Genomic DNA, 14,584 nt, shown 5'->3' with positions numbered 1-14,584 from the left:
CCATCGATGTCCGTACCGGTTTCTCCCAAGCGTAACGCTTTGCTCGCGGCTGCCCGCGAGCGCATCCTGGTGCTCGACGGCGCCATGGGCACGATGATCCAGGGCCTGCAGTTCGACGAAGCCGCTTTCCGTGGCGAACGCTTCAAGGACTTCCACCGCGACATCAAGGGCAACAACGATCTGTTGATCCTGACCCAGCCCGAGGCGATCACGGACATCCACGCCGCATATTTGCGTGCCGGCGCCGACATCGTCGCGACCAACACCTTCTCCTCGACCTCGATCGCGCAGGCCGACTACGACATGTCGGACCTCGCCTACGAGATGAACCTGCAGGGCGCGCGGCTGGCGCGCGCCGCCGCCGAGCGGGTGAACGCGGAAGACGGCAAGCAGCGCTTCGTTGCCGGCGCGCTCGGCCCGACCAACCGCACCGCCTCGATCTCGCCGGACGTCTCCAACCCCGGCTATCGCGCGGTGACCTTCGACGATCTGCGCAAGGCTTACGGCGAACAGGCCAAGGGCCTGCTCGACGGCGGCGCCGACCTGCTGCTGGTCGAGACCATCTTCGACACGCTGAACGCCAAGGCGGCGCTGTATGCGATCGCCGAGATCATCGAGGAGCGCGGCATCGACGTGCCGGTGATGATTTCCGGCACCATCACCGACAAGTCCGGCCGCCTGCTCTCCGGGCAGTTGCCGGAGGCGTTCTGGCACTCGGTGCGGCACGCGAGGCCGATCACGATCGGCTTCAACTGCGCGCTCGGCGCCGAGGATCTGCGCGCGCATATCGCCGATATCGGCCGCGTCGCCGACACGCTGGTCTGCGCTTACCCGAACGCCGGCCTGCCCAACGAGTTCGGCCAGTATGACGAGACGCCGGACTACATGGCGCGGCTGATCGGCGAGTTCGCCGCCGCCGGCCTCGTCAACATCGTCGGCGGCTGCTGCGGCACCACGCCCGACCATATCGCCGCGATCGCCAGGGCCGTCGCCCCGCACAAGCCGCGCGTGGTGCCCGAGATCGAACCGCGGCTCAGGCTCTCCGGCCTCGAGCCGTTCACCCTGACCGACGCGATCCCGTTCGTGAACGTCGGCGAGCGCACCAACGTCACCGGCTCGGCGCGCTTCCGCAAGCTGATCACCGCCGGCGATTACACTGCCGCGCTGCAGGTCGCGCGCGACCAGGTCGAGAACGGCGCCCAGGTCATCGACGTCAATATGGACGAGGGTCTGCTCGATTCCGAAGCGGCGATGGTGACATTCCTCAACCTCGTCGCCGCCGAGCCCGACATCGCGCGGGTGCCCGTGATGGTCGACTCCTCGAAATTCCACGTCATCGAGGCCGGCCTGAAATGCATCCAGGGCAAGCCGATCGTGAACTCGATCTCGATGAAGGAAGGCGAGGACAAGTTCCTGCACGAGGCGACGGTCGCCAAGCGCCACGGCGCCGCCGTGGTGGTGATGGCGTTCGACGAGACCGGCCAAGCCGACACGTTCGCGCGCAAGACCGAGATCTGCAAGCGTGCCTACGACATCCTGGTGGGTCGGCTCGACTTCCCTCCCGAGGACATCATCTTCGATCCGAACATCTTCGCGATCGCGACCGGCCTCGAGGAGCACAACAATTACGGCGTCGACTTCATCGAGGCGACGCGCTGGATCCGGCAGAACCTGCCCGGCGCCCACATCTCCGGCGGCGTCTCCAATTTGTCGTTCTCGTTCCGCGGCAACGAGCCGGTGCGCGAGGCGATGCACTCGGTGTTCCTGTATCACGCCATCCATGCCGGCATGGACATGGGCATCGTCAATGCCGGGCAGATGATCGTCTATGACGACATCGATCCCGAGCTGCGCCAGACCTGCGAGGACGTGATCCTCAACCGCGATCCCGGCGCGTCCGAGCGGCTGTTGGCGCTGGCCGAGAAATTCCGCGGCAAGGAGAAGCAGACCAAGGAGCAGGATCTCGCCTGGCGCGAATGGCCGGTCGAGAAGCGGCTCAGCCACGCGCTGGTGCACGGCATCACCGAATTCATCGAGGCTGACACCGAGGCCGCCCGCCAGAACGCGTCGCGTCCGCTAGACGTCATCGAGGGCCCGCTGATGGCCGGCATGAACGTGGTCGGCGACCTGTTCGGCGACGGTAAGATGTTCCTGCCGCAGGTCGTGAAGTCGGCCCGCGTGATGAAGCAGGCGGTCGCCTATCTGATGCCGTTCATGGAGGAGGAGAAGGCGCGCAACCTCGCCAACGGCATCACCGGCGGCCGCAACGCCGCGGGCAAGATCGTGCTCGCGACGGTGAAGGGCGATGTCCACGACATCGGCAAGAACATCGTCGGCATCGTGCTCCAGTGCAACAATTTCGAGGTGATCGACCTCGGCGTCATGGTGCCTGCCAACAAGATCATCGAGACCGCGAAAGCCGAGGGCGCCGACATCATCGGCCTGTCCGGCCTGATCACGCCCTCGCTCGACGAGATGAGCTTCCTCGCCGGCGAACTGGAACGGCAGGGCATGAACGTGCCGCTCCTGATCGGCGGCGCAACGACGAGCCGCGTCCATACCGCCGTCAAGATCGACCCGAACTATCCGGGCGGCCCGGTCGTGCATGTCAACGACGCGAGCCGCGCCGTCGGCGTCGCCTCCTCGCTGCTGTCGGCCGAGAAGAAGCAGGCCTACGCCGCCGAGGTGCGCGCCGAATACGCAAAAATCTCGACGGCGCATTTCCGTGCCCAGGCCGACAAGAAGCGGCTGAAGCTGAACGACGCCCGCGCCAACAAGGTCGCGATCGACTTCGCAGCCGTGCCGCCGAAGAAGCCGGCCTTCTTCGGCCTGAAGAGCTTTGACGCCTACGATCTCGCCGAACTCGCCGATTACATCGACTGGACGCCGTTTTTCCAGACCTGGGAGCTGACCGGCCGCTTCCCGGCGATCCTCGACGACCCCAAGGTCGGCGAAGTCGCCCGCTCGCTCTATGCCGATGCGCGCAAGATGCTCGACACGATCGTCAAGGAGAAGTGGTTCACCGCGCGCGCCACCATCGGCTTCTGGCCGGCGAATGCGGTCGGCGACGACGTCGAGGTCTATGCCGACGAGACGCGGAAGCAAAAGATCGCGACCTTCCACACGCTGCGCCAGCAGCTCGAGAAGCGCGAGGGCCGCTTCAACGCCGCGCTGTCCGACTTCGTCGCGCCAAAGGAGACCGGCGTGCCCGACTATATCGGCGGCTTCGTGGTCACGGCGGGAATCGGCGAGGATGCGGTCGCGGATCGTTTCAAGAACGCCAATGACGACTACTCCTCGATCCTGTGCAAGGCGCTGGCCGATCGTCTCGCGGAGGCCTTTGCCGAGCGCATGCACCAGCGCGTGCGCAAGGAGTTCTGGGGCTATGCGCCCGACGAGACGTTCTCGGCGGACGAATTGATCCTCGAGAAATACGACGGCATCCGCCCGGCGCCCGGCTATCCGGCGCAGCCCGATCACACCGAGAAGCGGACGCTGTTCGCGCTGCTCGATGCCGAGAACACCGCCGGCGTGAAGCTGACCGAGAGCTTTGCGATGTGGCCGGGGTCGTCGGTCTCGGGCCTGTACTTCTCGCATCCCGAGAGCTTCTATTTCGGCGTCGGCAAGATCGAGCGCGACCAGGTCGAGGACTATGCCGCGCGCAAAGCCATGACGGTCGCCGAGGTCGAGCGCTGGCTGGCGCCGGTGCTGAACTACATCCCGTCGCAGGACGGCGCCAAGGGGCAGGCGATCGCGCCTGCCGCGACGCCCGCCAATGACGAGGAACTGGCCTCGCATCCGCAGGGCTGCACCTGCGCGGTGCACCTTGCCTGGCGAAAGAAGAAGGTGGGTGCGGGGTAGCTCTTCCTTCCCTTCTCCCCTTGTGGGAGAAGGTGTCGCGGATGAAATCCGCGACGGATGAGGGGTCTCTATCCGCGGAGACAGACCCCTCACCCGTCCGCGATGCTTTGCCATAGCCGATGCGAAGCATCGGCGTCTCGAAGCGGACGGTGGCCGAAGGCCGCCTATGTCCACCCTCTCCCACAAGGGGAGAGGGGAAGAAATGCGGAGTGGCCACACCATGCAGTTCTTCTCCTTCTGGCGATCGCTGGCGAGCTTTCGGGTGCGGATCGCGCTCAATCTGAAGGGCGTGCCGGCGGAGGTGGTGTTCGTCGACATCGATGCGGACGCGCATCGCGCTGACGCCTATCGCAAGATCAATCCGCAGATGGCGCTGCCGGCGCTGGTGACCGACGACGGCACGGTGCTGTTCCAATCGCTCGCGATCATCGACTATCTCGACGAGGCCTACCCGAGCCCGGCGCTGCTGCCGTCCGACCCGCTCGGCCGTGCCCGGGTTCGCGGGCTTGCACTGATCGTCGCCTGCGAGGGTCATCCGCTGCTGACGCCGCGCGTGCGCCGCTATCTCGACCGCGAGCTCGATCTGCGCGACAGCCAGCAGAACGCCTGGCGGCGGCACTGGACGGTCGAGACGCTGGCGGCGCTCGAAGGCCACCTCGCCGGCCACAAGGCCACCGGCCGGTTCTGTCACGGCGATGCGCCCACCCTCGCCGACATCTGCCTGGTCGGCCATGTCACGGCGGCGATCAACCAGCAGATCAGCCTGTCGCCCTGGCCGACCGTGAAGCGCATCCACGACACGGCCATGGCGCTGCCGGCGTTTGCGAAAGCGCATCCGTCCGCGCAGCCGGACACGCCTGTGGCGATGCGGGCGAAGTGAGCTGTCGTCCCTGCTTTCGTGTTTGATCCCTGCTGATTGGTTGGATGGAATCGGTGTAGAACGAGGCGTGGCCTTTGTCAGGGAGCGCCTCGTGTCATGGAATTGAACCTGCACGCGAACGCCACGACGACGCCGAAGACACGTGGCTACATCCAGCGCAGCCGGAAGTCGGTCGCTCAGTTGGCGGCCGAACTCGGGGTCAGCGAGACCACGATCTATCGCTGGCGCGGCCGCACCACGGTCGAGGACCGCTCGCACCGGCCGCACAACCTCGTGACCAGCCTGTCGGCCGTCGAAGAGCGGGCGGTGTGCGAGCTGCGGACGTCGCTGCAATTGCCGCTCGACGACATCGTCGAGGTGATGCGGCGCTGCATCAATGCCAAGCTGTCCCGCAGCGCCATTCACCGCTGCCTGCAGCGCAATGGCATCAGCCGGCTTGCCAAGCCTGACAGGCCCAAGGCCGGCGTCTTCGAGAATGCCGGTATCGGCTTCATCCATATCGACGTGAAGTATCTGCCGGCCCTGCAGCGCCGCACCAGCTACGCCTTTGTCGCCATCGATCGCGCCACCCGCTACGTCTTTGTCGAGATCCATGCCCGGCGGGACGGCGCCACCGCGACCGGCTTCCTCAAACGCTTCCTGGCCGACTTCCCTCACGACGTTCACACCATCCTGACCGACAATGGCGCCGAGTTCACCGACCGCTTCGCTGTCGACAAGAAGAACAAGCCGGCCGGGCGACCGTCCGGCGACCATCCCTTTGATCAGCTCTGCAAGCAGCGCGGCATCGAGCATCGCCTGACCAAGCCCTACCACCCGCAGACCAACGGCCTCGTCGAACGCTTCAACCGGCGCATCGCCGAAGCCATAGGCCGCGAAGAAAAGCGCGGCAGCGCCCGGCGCACCTTCGTCGACCATGCCGATCGGGACGCCTTCCTCAGCAAGTTCGTCCACCACTACAACCGAACCCGCCTCAAATGCCTCGGCTACAAGGCGCCAATCCAGGCCCTTGCCAATCAAACGGGACCAAACACTTTCGCAGGGACGACACCACATTTGTTGCTCCGTCCGTGAGTCGCACTTCCGCATTCTCGCGACATGACGAGTGGATGGAGCCCTCCATGCTCTATCCGCCGCTCTCCACGTTCCGACCAATACGCTCGCTGACCGTCCGCGCGATTGCGGCCGGCGCCTCGTCGGGGATCGCAAAGCACGAGCTCGCGTTAATCTCGCAGAGCACGTAGGTGTCGGCGCCATCGGTATCGCGCGGACCGTAGAGGAAGTCCGCATCCCAGATCACCGGCAGCGACGCTTCATCGATCGTCAGCGTCTCCATCATCCGCGGAATCCATTCGTCCTCCATCAGCCGCCGCAGCCTCTGGAATTGCGCGGCGTCGGGGCCGTGCATGATGCGCGGTCCGGGTTGGGCTTCCGGTGAATCCGGCCCTTCCGGCGGTGGCGGAATTAGGGCCTTGATCAGCTGGTGCCCGAAGCCCGCGACCTTCGATCCGCTGACATAGCAACGGATCATGCCTTCGGGCAGCCGCGGCTGGAATGTCTGATCGATGATGCAGCCGCCCCAACCGAAATACGGCTCGCAGCGCGCCATGAACGCGTCCAGCGGCATCTCCTCGGGCCTGCTGCCGCGCAGTGCGTGCAGCACGCGGACGGCGGCGTCCGTACCCGGCACGGCTTCCACCTTCCAGACGCCCTGCCCACCATTGCCACGGTTCTGCTTGAGCACGCGCGGCCCGACCGTGCACAAGCGCGACGGGAATTCGGCGCGGAAAGCCTCCACGCTGGCGTAGCGATGCGTGTCGGCGCCCCAGCCGAGATGACGCGTCCGATAGAGCACGTCCTTGACGCCCATCTTGAGGATGACGTCGGGATGTGCGCTGACCCATGGTCGTTTCATCGGGCCCTTTGCCGCGACCTCGCGCAGCAGCGGATCGAGCGCCGCACGGGTCTTGCCCTGATGGATCGGATCGACCCAGACCAGAACGCCGTCCATGGTCAGCAATTGGTTGCGGACGAGATCAGCGAAGGTCTCGTCATAGACGACAGGAATCGCCTCGATGCCGGAGGCATCTAGCGCTTCGAAGACGCGCACGAAACGGCTGTTCTGCGCCGTCGCGTCGTGCCGCGCCGCGGCGTCGCCACGCGACAGGATCGCGATCCTGGAACGACGAGCAGTGTTGGAACGAGGATGAGTGTGTGGTTCGGTGTCCATATGAAAGCTCCACGACTGACGGTGTCGCGCAGAGCTTGGACCGAGGTCTCACGGGGAGTCTGCCTTGTCCCCTTGACAGGACTCTAGACCACCTCGCGCAGCTTTCAAGATGGAAGTGGGATCGGGCCGTGATCCCGGATCACGCCGTGATTCCGTGCAATCCCAGCCAGCCCGTGTAGAGGCCGACCAGCACGATCAGCGCCGCCGACACGTAGGGCGCGCGTCGGGCAAAGCGGCTGAAGCCACCCCAATGACGCTCGACATGGCGGAGACTGAGCGCGGCCGCAACACCGACGGAGACCATGGTGATCGCAAGCCCAATGCCGAAGCAGAGCACCAGCACGAAGCCGAGGCTGAACTGCTTGAGCTGAAGGCAGAGCAGCAGCACGGTGATCGCCGCCGGACACGGAATGAGGCCGCCGGTCAGGCCGAACAGGATGATCTGCCAGGTCGTGACGGTGCGCCCGGCAAAGCGCTTGCGGATGTCAGAGGCATGGGCGCGCGCATGCGCATCGTCCTCGTCGCCGAGGTCCATGTGCGCGTGGTCGTGCTCCTCGAACAGCACTTCGGCGGTGTCCGCGCGCAGCGAGATGCGCGCCTTGAAGGCATGCGGCTCCGGGATTTCATCGACGCTTTCCAGATAGCCGTCTCGTGCAACGAAGCGAAATTGCTGCTCGCCGCCGTTGGGGCGGATGGTCACGACATCGACCTCGCCGGCCGCCGGCAGCGCGCCGGCGTCGCTGCGCAATCGCCAGCGCGGCGGCACGCCGTCCTCGAACACTTCGAGCAACAGCGATTGTCCGGCAAGGACCAGCCGGCGCGTTTCGTCGTGATGGTGATGATCGTGATCATGGTCGGAGTTCTGCTCGCGCCAGGTGCGCCAGGCCATCCAGGCCGCGATCGCAATGATGATCGCTGCCGAGGCCAGTTGCAGCCAGGCTTCGCTGCGTTCGCCGGACCATTGCTGGCCGAAATGCAGCCCCGCCAACGCGACGATCCAGACGATCGCCGTATGCGAGATCGTGGCCGACAGGCCGAGCAGCACCGCCTGCACCACGGTGCCGCGGATCGCGACAATGAAGGCCGCCATCATCGTCTTGGAGTGGCCCGGCTCGAGCCCATGCAGCGCGCCGAGCAGGATAGCACTGGGGATGAACAGCCACGCATGCGCGGTGCTCTGCTGGAGCAGCTGGGACAGGTCGGTCATAGGCATCACTTCAAATAGGTACGAACCACGTCGATCAGATCGGCCGCGCCCTGCGCTCGCTCGGGATCCTTTTCCCGGGCAGGATCAACCACGTGATGGCGGATATGATCTTCGAGCAACTCCGCGGTCAGGCCGTTGATGGCGCCGCGAACCGAAGCCACCAGCATCAGCACATCGGCACAGCCGATCTCGGACTCCAGCGCCCGCTCGACGGCCTCCAGCTGGCCCTTGATACGGCGAACCCGGCCAACGAGCTTGGACTTGTGCTTGATCGTGTGCGACATTCCAGTAATATAGGGGGGTACCCTATATTGGTCAACCAAGTCGGGCGATCCGGTCACGATGGCCAGCACCGATATGTTCCTATCGCAAACGGTGAATTCTTGGTGATCCGCTGATCCGGCAGAGCCGGTTGACAGCGAGGCACATTGGTCTTCTATTGACGGCACGGGGATGTGCGATCTCCCCGCGAGGCGACATGCCCAAGAATCGCGTCCTGTTCACCAAGGACGCACCATGTCGTCATACACCTCGATCTCATCCGAAAAACTGTTTCGTCTCATCGGTACCGCCAAGGCGCCGGCGCTTGTCGACGTCCGTCTCGATGAGGATTTTTCCGCCGATCCGTGCCTGATTCCGGGCGCCATCCGGCACTCCCATCTCGACGTCCAGGACTGGGCTTCCGGCCTGACCGGCCAGTCCGTGGTCGTGATCTGCCAGAAGGGACAGAAGCTCAGCGAAGGTGCCGCCGCCTGGCTCCGATGCGGCAACATTGCTGCCGAAGTTCTCGAAGGCGGCCACCTCGCCTGGAAGCAGGCGGAGCTTCCGACCATTCCCGCCGACAGAATTCCGAAACGTGACGGGCGCGGCCGCACGGTCTGGGTGACGCGGTCGCGGCCGAAGATCGATCGCATCGCCTGTCCGTGGCTGATCCGCCGCTTCGTCGATCCCGCGGCCGTGTTTCTGTTCGTCGCATCAGCGGAAGTCGAAGCGGTCGCCGAACGATTCGACGCCACGCCGTTCGACATCGAGAACGTGTTCTGGAGCCATCGCGGCGAGCTCTGCACCTTCGACGTAATGGTCAGGGAACTCGGCCTGTCGACACCTGCGCTGGAGCGGCTTGCGACGATGGTGCGGGCCGCGGATACCGCGCGGCTCGAGCTTTCGCCGGAAGCGCCCGGGCTGCTCGCCGCCTCGCTCGGCCTGTCGCGGATGTTCGACGACGATCTCGACCAGTTGAGCGCCGGCATGCTGCTCTACGACGCCTTCTATCGCTGGTGCCGCGACGCGACGAAGGAGACGCACAACTGGCCGACCAGCAAGGTGAAGCCATGAGCGTCGCGATCTTCCGCTTCATCTGAGCAAGCGCGCACCTGAAGAACCTGGGGCAGCACAACACAACCAGGAGAACAGCGATGCAGAAGCAAAGATTCATCCACCTGATCCTTGCGCTCGCGGTCGCAGGCACCGCCGTGCCCGCCCGCGCCCTGACGCAGGACGAGCTTGTCGCGAAACTTCAGGCTGCCGGCTACGCGAACGTCAGCGACGTCAAGTCGACGGCCGAAGGCACGACGGCGAAGGCGATGAAGAACGGCAAGCCCGTAAAGCTCGTGATCGACAGCAGCGGCCAGGTCAAGGAGCAGGACTGAGGTCCTGCTCCGCCCGAAGCCACCAGAACAATGGAGCGACGATCATGATGAGAACAACCTTGGCCCTGTGCCTCGCCGTGCTGTGGCCCGGCGCAACGCTTGCGACACCGGCCGATGGTGGCGAGCAGCGTGAAACGTCCGTCGCATTGCAGGCCGCGGCCGTCCATCCGCCGATAAGCGAGACGCTGCGCGGCGTCGTCGATAGCGTCGACGAACGCAACGACACGCTGCTGATACGCCTGCCTGCGGGCAGAACGGAGCCGTTCAAGGTTCAGGACGGCCTGATCTTCAACGCCGTCCGCTTCGGCGATCCCGTCGAAATCTCGGTGCAGACCATCTCGGGATTCCCGACCATCGTCGGACTTACGAAGCAATAGAGCCGCGATCTGGCGCAAGGATCGTTCAACATTGGGAGAAGCCGATGACAATCAACACAGAGCGTCGAAACTTCATCGCAGCGGCTGGCGTAGCCGCAGCATCTGCAACGGTGCTTGGCATCAACCAGGCCGCGGCCGAAACCAATCAGCAGACAGGAGCCAGAGCCATGTCCTATCAAGCTAAGCCGATGCCGTTCGATCCAAAGTCGATCAACGGCATCTCGGAGAAGATACTCGTCAGCCACTACGAGAACAACTACGTCGGCGCGGTGAAGCGGCTCAACGCAATCGGCACGCAGCTTGCCGAGCTCGACTTCGCCAAGGCCCCGAACTTCGTCATCAACGGCCTGAAGCGCGAGGAGCTGATCGCGGCAAACTCGATGATCTTGCATGAGGTCTATTTCGACGGGCTCGGCGGCGCGGGCAAGCCGAGCAGCGCACTGGCCGAGGCGATCGCGCGCGACTTCGGCAGCCTGGAGCGCTGGCGGACCGAATTCGCCGCCATGGGCAAGGCGGAAGGCGGCGGCTCGGGCTGGGTGATCCTCGCCTACTCGCCCCGCGACAAGCGGCTCGTCAACCAATGGGCGGCCGATCACACGACCACGCTCGCCGGCGGCCGCCCGGTGCTGGTGCTCGATATGTATGAGCACGCCTATCACATGGACTTCGGAGCCGCGGCGGCCCGCTATGTCGACATTTACATGGAAGCCATCCGCTGGGACAACGCGGCCAGACTGTATGAGCAATATTCGAAGGAAGCCTGAGGAGAAACACGTGCGCGAGGCAGCCGGCGACGGCTGCCACGACGTCGTGCTCTCCGGTTCTTCATTCACGCTGATGCCGGCTGGGCTTCGGCCCTGGCTAGACGGCATTCTTCAGAGCATCTCTGATCCGCAACGAGACGCCAATTTGTTTCCGAGGAGATTTTTCAGCGATGTCGCCGACCACCTCACAACGCAGCCATTTGGCAGAGCTCGCACGCTATTTCCTGCGCCTCGGCTTTCTCGGCTTCGGCGGCCCGGTCGCGCTTGTAGGGCAGATGGAGCGGGAGCTGGTCGACGGCAAGAAATGGCTGACCAAGGAGGAGATGAGGGAATCGATTGCCATCTGCCAATCGCTTCCGGGGCCGCTGGCGATCCAGGTCGGCATCTATGTGTCCTGGCTTCGCGGCGGCTTTTGGGGAGCCTGGGTCGGTGGATGGTGCTTCATCCTTCCCAACTTCGCCATCGTCGCGGCTCTCGGCGCGCTGTATGTCTATCTGGGCGATCTTCAGCCCGTCACCGCCGTCTTCTATGGCGTCAGCCCCGCCGTGATCGCGCTCATCCTTCACTCCTGCTACCGGCTTGCCAAGCTCGGCATGGAGGACTGGCTGCAATGGGTGATCGCCGCAGTCTGCTTTGCCGTCACTGTGATCTTGAAGGCTGAGGTCGCACTGCTCTTCATCGGTGCGGGGATCGTCGGCATCATCTATTACGGCAACATCAAGCGTCCGCCTGTCGCCCTGCAACTCGCGATCATACCGGCGGCAGCACCCGGCGCCGCGCCGGTCGTGACCGGTTCGACGCTGGGCAAACTGCTGCTGTTCTTCCTCAAGGCCGGTTCGCTGACCTTCGGCAGCGGCCTCGTCATCGTTCCCTTCCTGGAACAAGGACTCGTGCAGCAATATGGCTGGCTCAACGAACGTGAATTCCTGGTGGCCGTCGCGATCGGCATGATGAGCCCCGGACCGGTCGTGATCACAGCAACTTTCGTCGGCTACCTGGTCGCGGGCTTCTGGGGCTCTCTCGTCTCGACCATCGGCATCTTCCTGCCATCCTTCCTGCTTGTCCTGATCGTGGCACCCCTGCTGGCGCGGCATCGCAAGAATCCGAACGTCCAGGGATTCGTGAAGGGCGCCTATGCGGCTGCGATCGGAACGATTCTCGGCGCGTGCATCCTGCTCGGCAAGATCGCGATCGGCGATTGGTTGACCGCACTCATCGGCATTGGATCGCTCGCCGTTCTGTTCCGCTGGAAGGTCAGCAACCCCCTGCTCATTGCAGTTACGGCGGTCATTGGGCTACTTGCTTACCCCATCCTGCAACCGGCGTGGGTGCTGACCGGTTTGAAGTGAGAGACCGACGATGCAGACGCTGCTCAGGAGGACCCAGGCGACGCTGCTCAATGTGGCCGCGGTGCTCGCGATCCTGCTGACATCAGTCCGGCCCGCGCCGGCCGGCGAAGACAAGATGATTGTCTTTGTCTGCCAGCACGGCGTGGTGAACAGCCAGATGGCGGCGGCTTATTTCAACAAGGCTGCGCAGGAGCGCGGATTGCGGTTCAGGGCGGTCTCGCGCGGCATCGACCTTTATCGGTCAGTGCCGGTCAGGATCCAGGACGGGCTAGCGCTGGATGGTCTGGAGACAGCGAACACGCCGCAACAACTGACCTTGGACGACATGACCGCGGCGGACCAGGTGGTGGCGTTCGATCGGATTCCCGCCGAGCGGCGAGGACGAGCCGACGTGACCTACTGGTCCGGCATTCCTCTGGGTATCGATGATTACGAGTCAACCCGGGACCAAATCGTCCAGCGTATCGATGTACTCATTCCGGCGCTGGCGGCAGCAACCGAAGCGGCAGGAAACAAGGCGCCGCTTCAGCTCGAAGCGAAAATCCTGCTCGGCGATGTCCGCGGGCGGATCGATCACCTGGCAGTCGATCTGAAGCGCCAGCGACTGTTCGTGGCCGAGCTTGGCAATGACAGCATCGGCGTCGTCGACCTGGCTGCCCACAGCCTGCTTCGCACCATCGCCGGGCTGAACGAACCCCAGGGCGTCGGCTATGAGCCGTCGACCGAGACCCTCTATGTCGCCAATGCCCGTGATGGATCGGTGCGGCTGTTCGAGGCTAACGAGTACAAGGCGACCGGACGGATCGAACTGGGCAGCGATGCGGACAACATCCGGATCGACGCGGCGGCCAAGCATGTTGTCGTCGGCTATGGTGATGGCGGTCTGGCGGTGCTCGACCCGTCCACCCGCACCAAGATTCGAAGCGTACCGCTAAAGGTTCATCCGGAAAGCTTCCAGCTCGAGCCCGACAGCGGACGCATTTTTGTCAACCTGCCTGACGCGCACGCGGTCGCGGTGGTGGACGGCACTTCCGGGAAACAGCTTGCCAATTGGCCATTGGACAAGGGCGGCAACTTCGCGATGACCGTCGATCGCGATCGCGGGCGTGTGCTTTTGGCGTACCGTAATCCCGCCGAGCTTGCCGTCTTTTCGACGGACGGCAAACCGATCGCGAATGCCGAGACCTGCGGCGATGTCGACGATCTCTTCGTCGATGCAAAGCGTGAGCGGGTCTATTTGAGCTGCGGTGCAGGCTACGTCGACGTACTCGAAGTCGATGGATCGGTCTATCGACGGATCGCGCGCACGCCGACGGCAACGGGCGCGCGAACGGCGCTCTTTGTGGCGGAGATGGACCGTCTGTTCGTCGCGGTGCGCGCGGGCCCCGCAGGACCTGCGGCGATTTGGGTGTTCAAGCCAACGCCTTGAGATTGATCCGGTAGGAGGCGGCATATGTCAAAACAAGGCCGAGGCTTTCGCAGCTTCCCGGCACGTCCTGCGCTCGGCGCTATCGTCGCTTCGGGCCTCGTCGCCTTGCCTGCTCCCGCGTCGGCCTATCGTCCGTTTGACGGCACGGATGCTGCGGTCGCCAAGAAGGGAGAAATGGAGATCGAGCTGCAGCCGGCCGGCCGCTTGCGCGACGAGGGTGGGACAAGCGTGATCGCGCCGGCCTGGGTCATCAACTACGGACTCAGCGAGGATTGGGAAGCGGTCTTTGAAGGCCAGGGCCGGACCTCGCTTTCCCCGCCCGGACCGACGACCCTGACCGCCGCCGGCGCGTTCCTCAAGCATGTGATCGTGCCCGGAAGCCTGCAGGACAAGACCGGCCCAAGTGTTGCGACCGAATTTGGCGTCCTGTTACCTGACAGCACCGGCAATTCAGGCGCCGGGTTTAGCTTGGCCGGGATCGTCTCGCAGCGCTGGGACTGGGGGACGATACATCTGAACGCCGAGACGGCCCTGACCCGTGACCATCATGGCGATGTATTCCTGGGTGCAATTGTCGAGGGACCGGCAACGTGGACAGTACGTCCCGTCGCCGAAATCTTCTACGAGAACGAGCTCGGACGGCAGGAGACCTTCTCGGGGCTGGTCGGGCTGATCTATCGTGTAAGCGATGACCTCAACTTCGACGTCGCAGTCCGCCACGCGCTCACAGGTGGACACCCGGTGAACGAAATACGTGCGGGGTTGACCTTCGGCTTCCCGCTTTCGGCCCTCGGAAGTCACGCTGCGCACCAGGCAGGGCCAAACCTGCCACGATAGT

Annotated in this window: 13 protein-coding genes; 10 read left to right on the top strand and 3 right to left on the bottom strand. The window is 64.4% G+C overall.

Annotated elements, in window-relative coordinates:
* Positions 1-6 precede the first annotated feature (6 nt).
* The 3 genes from metH to XH92_RS04720 all read left to right on the top strand — a co-directional run bounded on the left by metH (position 7) and on the right by XH92_RS04720 (position 5,815).
* Complete coding sequence (gene metH, locus XH92_RS04730) at positions 7-3,861, top strand: methionine synthase (RefSeq protein ID WP_194458200.1); 3,855 nt, start codon at positions 7-9, stop codon at positions 3,859-3,861.
* A 220-nt stretch (positions 3,862-4,081) separates the two neighbouring features.
* The gene (gene maiA, locus XH92_RS04725; RefSeq protein ID WP_194458199.1) at positions 4,082-4,741 is read left to right on the top strand and encodes a maleylacetoacetate isomerase; all 660 of its coding nucleotides are present in this window, start codon (positions 4,082-4,084) and stop codon (positions 4,739-4,741) included.
* Positions 4,742-4,837: 96 nt separating this feature from the next.
* Entirely contained in the window at positions 4,838-5,815 is a 978-nt protein-coding gene (locus XH92_RS04720) for an IS481 family transposase (RefSeq protein ID WP_194458198.1), read from the top strand.
* A gap of 52 nt (positions 5,816-5,867) precedes the next feature.
* Here the strand turns inward: XH92_RS04720 and XH92_RS04715 are convergent, their stop codons facing one another.
* The 3 genes from XH92_RS04715 to XH92_RS04705 form a co-directional block, all read right to left on the bottom strand.
* Positions 5,868-6,971, bottom strand: a complete 1,104-nt coding sequence (locus XH92_RS04715) for a Cj0069 family protein (protein WP_194458197.1) — start codon at positions 6,969-6,971, stop codon at positions 5,868-5,870.
* Between the two features lie 139 nt (positions 6,972-7,110).
* Complete coding sequence (locus XH92_RS04710; protein ID WP_194458196.1) at positions 7,111-8,178, bottom strand: nickel/cobalt efflux transporter; 1,068 nt, start codon at positions 8,176-8,178, stop codon at positions 7,111-7,113.
* A 5-nt stretch (positions 8,179-8,183) separates the two neighbouring features.
* Positions 8,184-8,462, bottom strand: coding sequence for a metal/formaldehyde-sensitive transcriptional repressor (locus XH92_RS04705; RefSeq protein ID WP_194461113.1), 279 nt, complete (start codon positions 8,460-8,462; stop codon positions 8,184-8,186).
* 232 nt (positions 8,463-8,694) lie between these two features.
* Here XH92_RS04705 and XH92_RS04700 point away from each other — a divergent pair, with 232 nt between their 5' ends.
* The 7 genes from XH92_RS04700 (at position 8,695) to XH92_RS04670 (ending at position 14,583) form a co-directional block, all read left to right on the top strand.
* Complete coding sequence (locus tag XH92_RS04700) at positions 8,695-9,513, top strand: sulfurtransferase/chromate resistance protein (RefSeq protein WP_194458195.1); 819 nt, start codon at positions 8,695-8,697, stop codon at positions 9,511-9,513.
* Positions 9,514-9,593: 80 nt separating this feature from the next.
* Entirely contained in the window at positions 9,594-9,827 is a 234-nt protein-coding gene (locus tag XH92_RS04695) for a PepSY domain-containing protein (protein ID WP_194458194.1), read from the top strand.
* A gap of 44 nt (positions 9,828-9,871) precedes the next feature.
* Positions 9,872-10,204 (top strand): hypothetical protein, encoded by a 333-nt coding sequence (locus tag XH92_RS04690; RefSeq protein ID WP_246788246.1) that lies wholly within the window; start codon positions 9,872-9,874, stop codon positions 10,202-10,204.
* 44 nt (positions 10,205-10,248) lie between these two features.
* Positions 10,249-10,968 carry a superoxide dismutase gene (locus XH92_RS04685; RefSeq protein WP_194458193.1) on the top strand — a complete coding sequence of 240 codons (720 nt, stop codon included), beginning with the start codon at positions 10,249-10,251 and terminating at the stop codon, positions 10,966-10,968.
* A gap of 170 nt (positions 10,969-11,138) precedes the next feature.
* Positions 11,139-12,317 carry a chromate efflux transporter gene (gene chrA / locus XH92_RS04680; RefSeq protein WP_194458192.1) on the top strand — a complete coding sequence of 393 codons (1,179 nt, stop codon included), beginning with the start codon at positions 11,139-11,141 and terminating at the stop codon, positions 12,315-12,317.
* A gap of 10 nt (positions 12,318-12,327) precedes the next feature.
* Positions 12,328-13,746, top strand: coding sequence for a hypothetical protein (locus XH92_RS04675; protein ID WP_194458191.1), 1,419 nt, complete (start codon positions 12,328-12,330; stop codon positions 13,744-13,746).
* 24 nt (positions 13,747-13,770) lie between these two features.
* Positions 13,771-14,583: a hypothetical protein gene (locus tag XH92_RS04670; RefSeq protein ID WP_246788243.1), complete on the top strand. Its 813-nt coding sequence runs from the start codon at positions 13,771-13,773 to the stop codon at positions 14,581-14,583.
* Position 14,584 lies beyond the last annotated feature (1 nt).

The sequence above is a fragment of the Bradyrhizobium sp. CCBAU 53421 genome (assembly GCF_015291625.1).
In the GTDB taxonomy this organism is placed as follows: domain Bacteria; phylum Pseudomonadota; class Alphaproteobacteria; order Rhizobiales; family Xanthobacteraceae; genus Bradyrhizobium.
This window is presented reverse-complemented; position numbering and strand designations above follow the sequence as displayed.

What these genes read in the sequence shown, in the direction of transcription:
- XH92_RS04715 (WP_194458197.1), bottom strand. Translation starts at nt 6,971, where the DNA reads ATGGACACCGAACCACACACTCATCCTCGTTCCAACACTGCTCGTCGT.
- XH92_RS04685 (WP_194458193.1), top strand. Translation starts at nt 10,249, where the DNA reads ATGACAATCAACACAGAGCGTCGAAACTTCATCGCAGCGGCTGGCGTA.
- XH92_RS04675 (WP_194458191.1), top strand. Translation starts at nt 12,328, where the DNA reads ATGCAGACGCTGCTCAGGAGGACCCAGGCGACGCTGCTCAATGTGGCC.
- metH (WP_194458200.1), top strand. Translation starts at nt 7, where the DNA reads ATGTCCGTACCGGTTTCTCCCAAGCGTAACGCTTTGCTCGCGGCTGCC.
- XH92_RS04710 (WP_194458196.1), bottom strand. Translation starts at nt 8,178, where the DNA reads ATGACCGACCTGTCCCAGCTGCTCCAGCAGAGCACCGCGCATGCGTGG.
- maiA (WP_194458199.1), top strand. Translation starts at nt 4,082, where the DNA reads ATGCAGTTCTTCTCCTTCTGGCGATCGCTGGCGAGCTTTCGGGTGCGG.
- XH92_RS04690 (WP_246788246.1), top strand. Translation starts at nt 9,872, where the DNA reads ATGATGAGAACAACCTTGGCCCTGTGCCTCGCCGTGCTGTGGCCCGGC.
- XH92_RS04700 (WP_194458195.1), top strand. Translation starts at nt 8,695, where the DNA reads ATGTCGTCATACACCTCGATCTCATCCGAAAAACTGTTTCGTCTCATC.
- XH92_RS04695 (WP_194458194.1), top strand. Translation starts at nt 9,594, where the DNA reads ATGCAGAAGCAAAGATTCATCCACCTGATCCTTGCGCTCGCGGTCGCA.
- XH92_RS04720 (WP_194458198.1), top strand. Translation starts at nt 4,838, where the DNA reads ATGGAATTGAACCTGCACGCGAACGCCACGACGACGCCGAAGACACGT.
- XH92_RS04705 (WP_194461113.1), bottom strand. Translation starts at nt 8,462, where the DNA reads ATGTCGCACACGATCAAGCACAAGTCCAAGCTCGTTGGCCGGGTTCGC.
- XH92_RS04670 (WP_246788243.1), top strand. Translation starts at nt 13,771, where the DNA reads ATGTCAAAACAAGGCCGAGGCTTTCGCAGCTTCCCGGCACGTCCTGCG.
- chrA (WP_194458192.1), top strand. Translation starts at nt 11,139, where the DNA reads ATGTCGCCGACCACCTCACAACGCAGCCATTTGGCAGAGCTCGCACGC.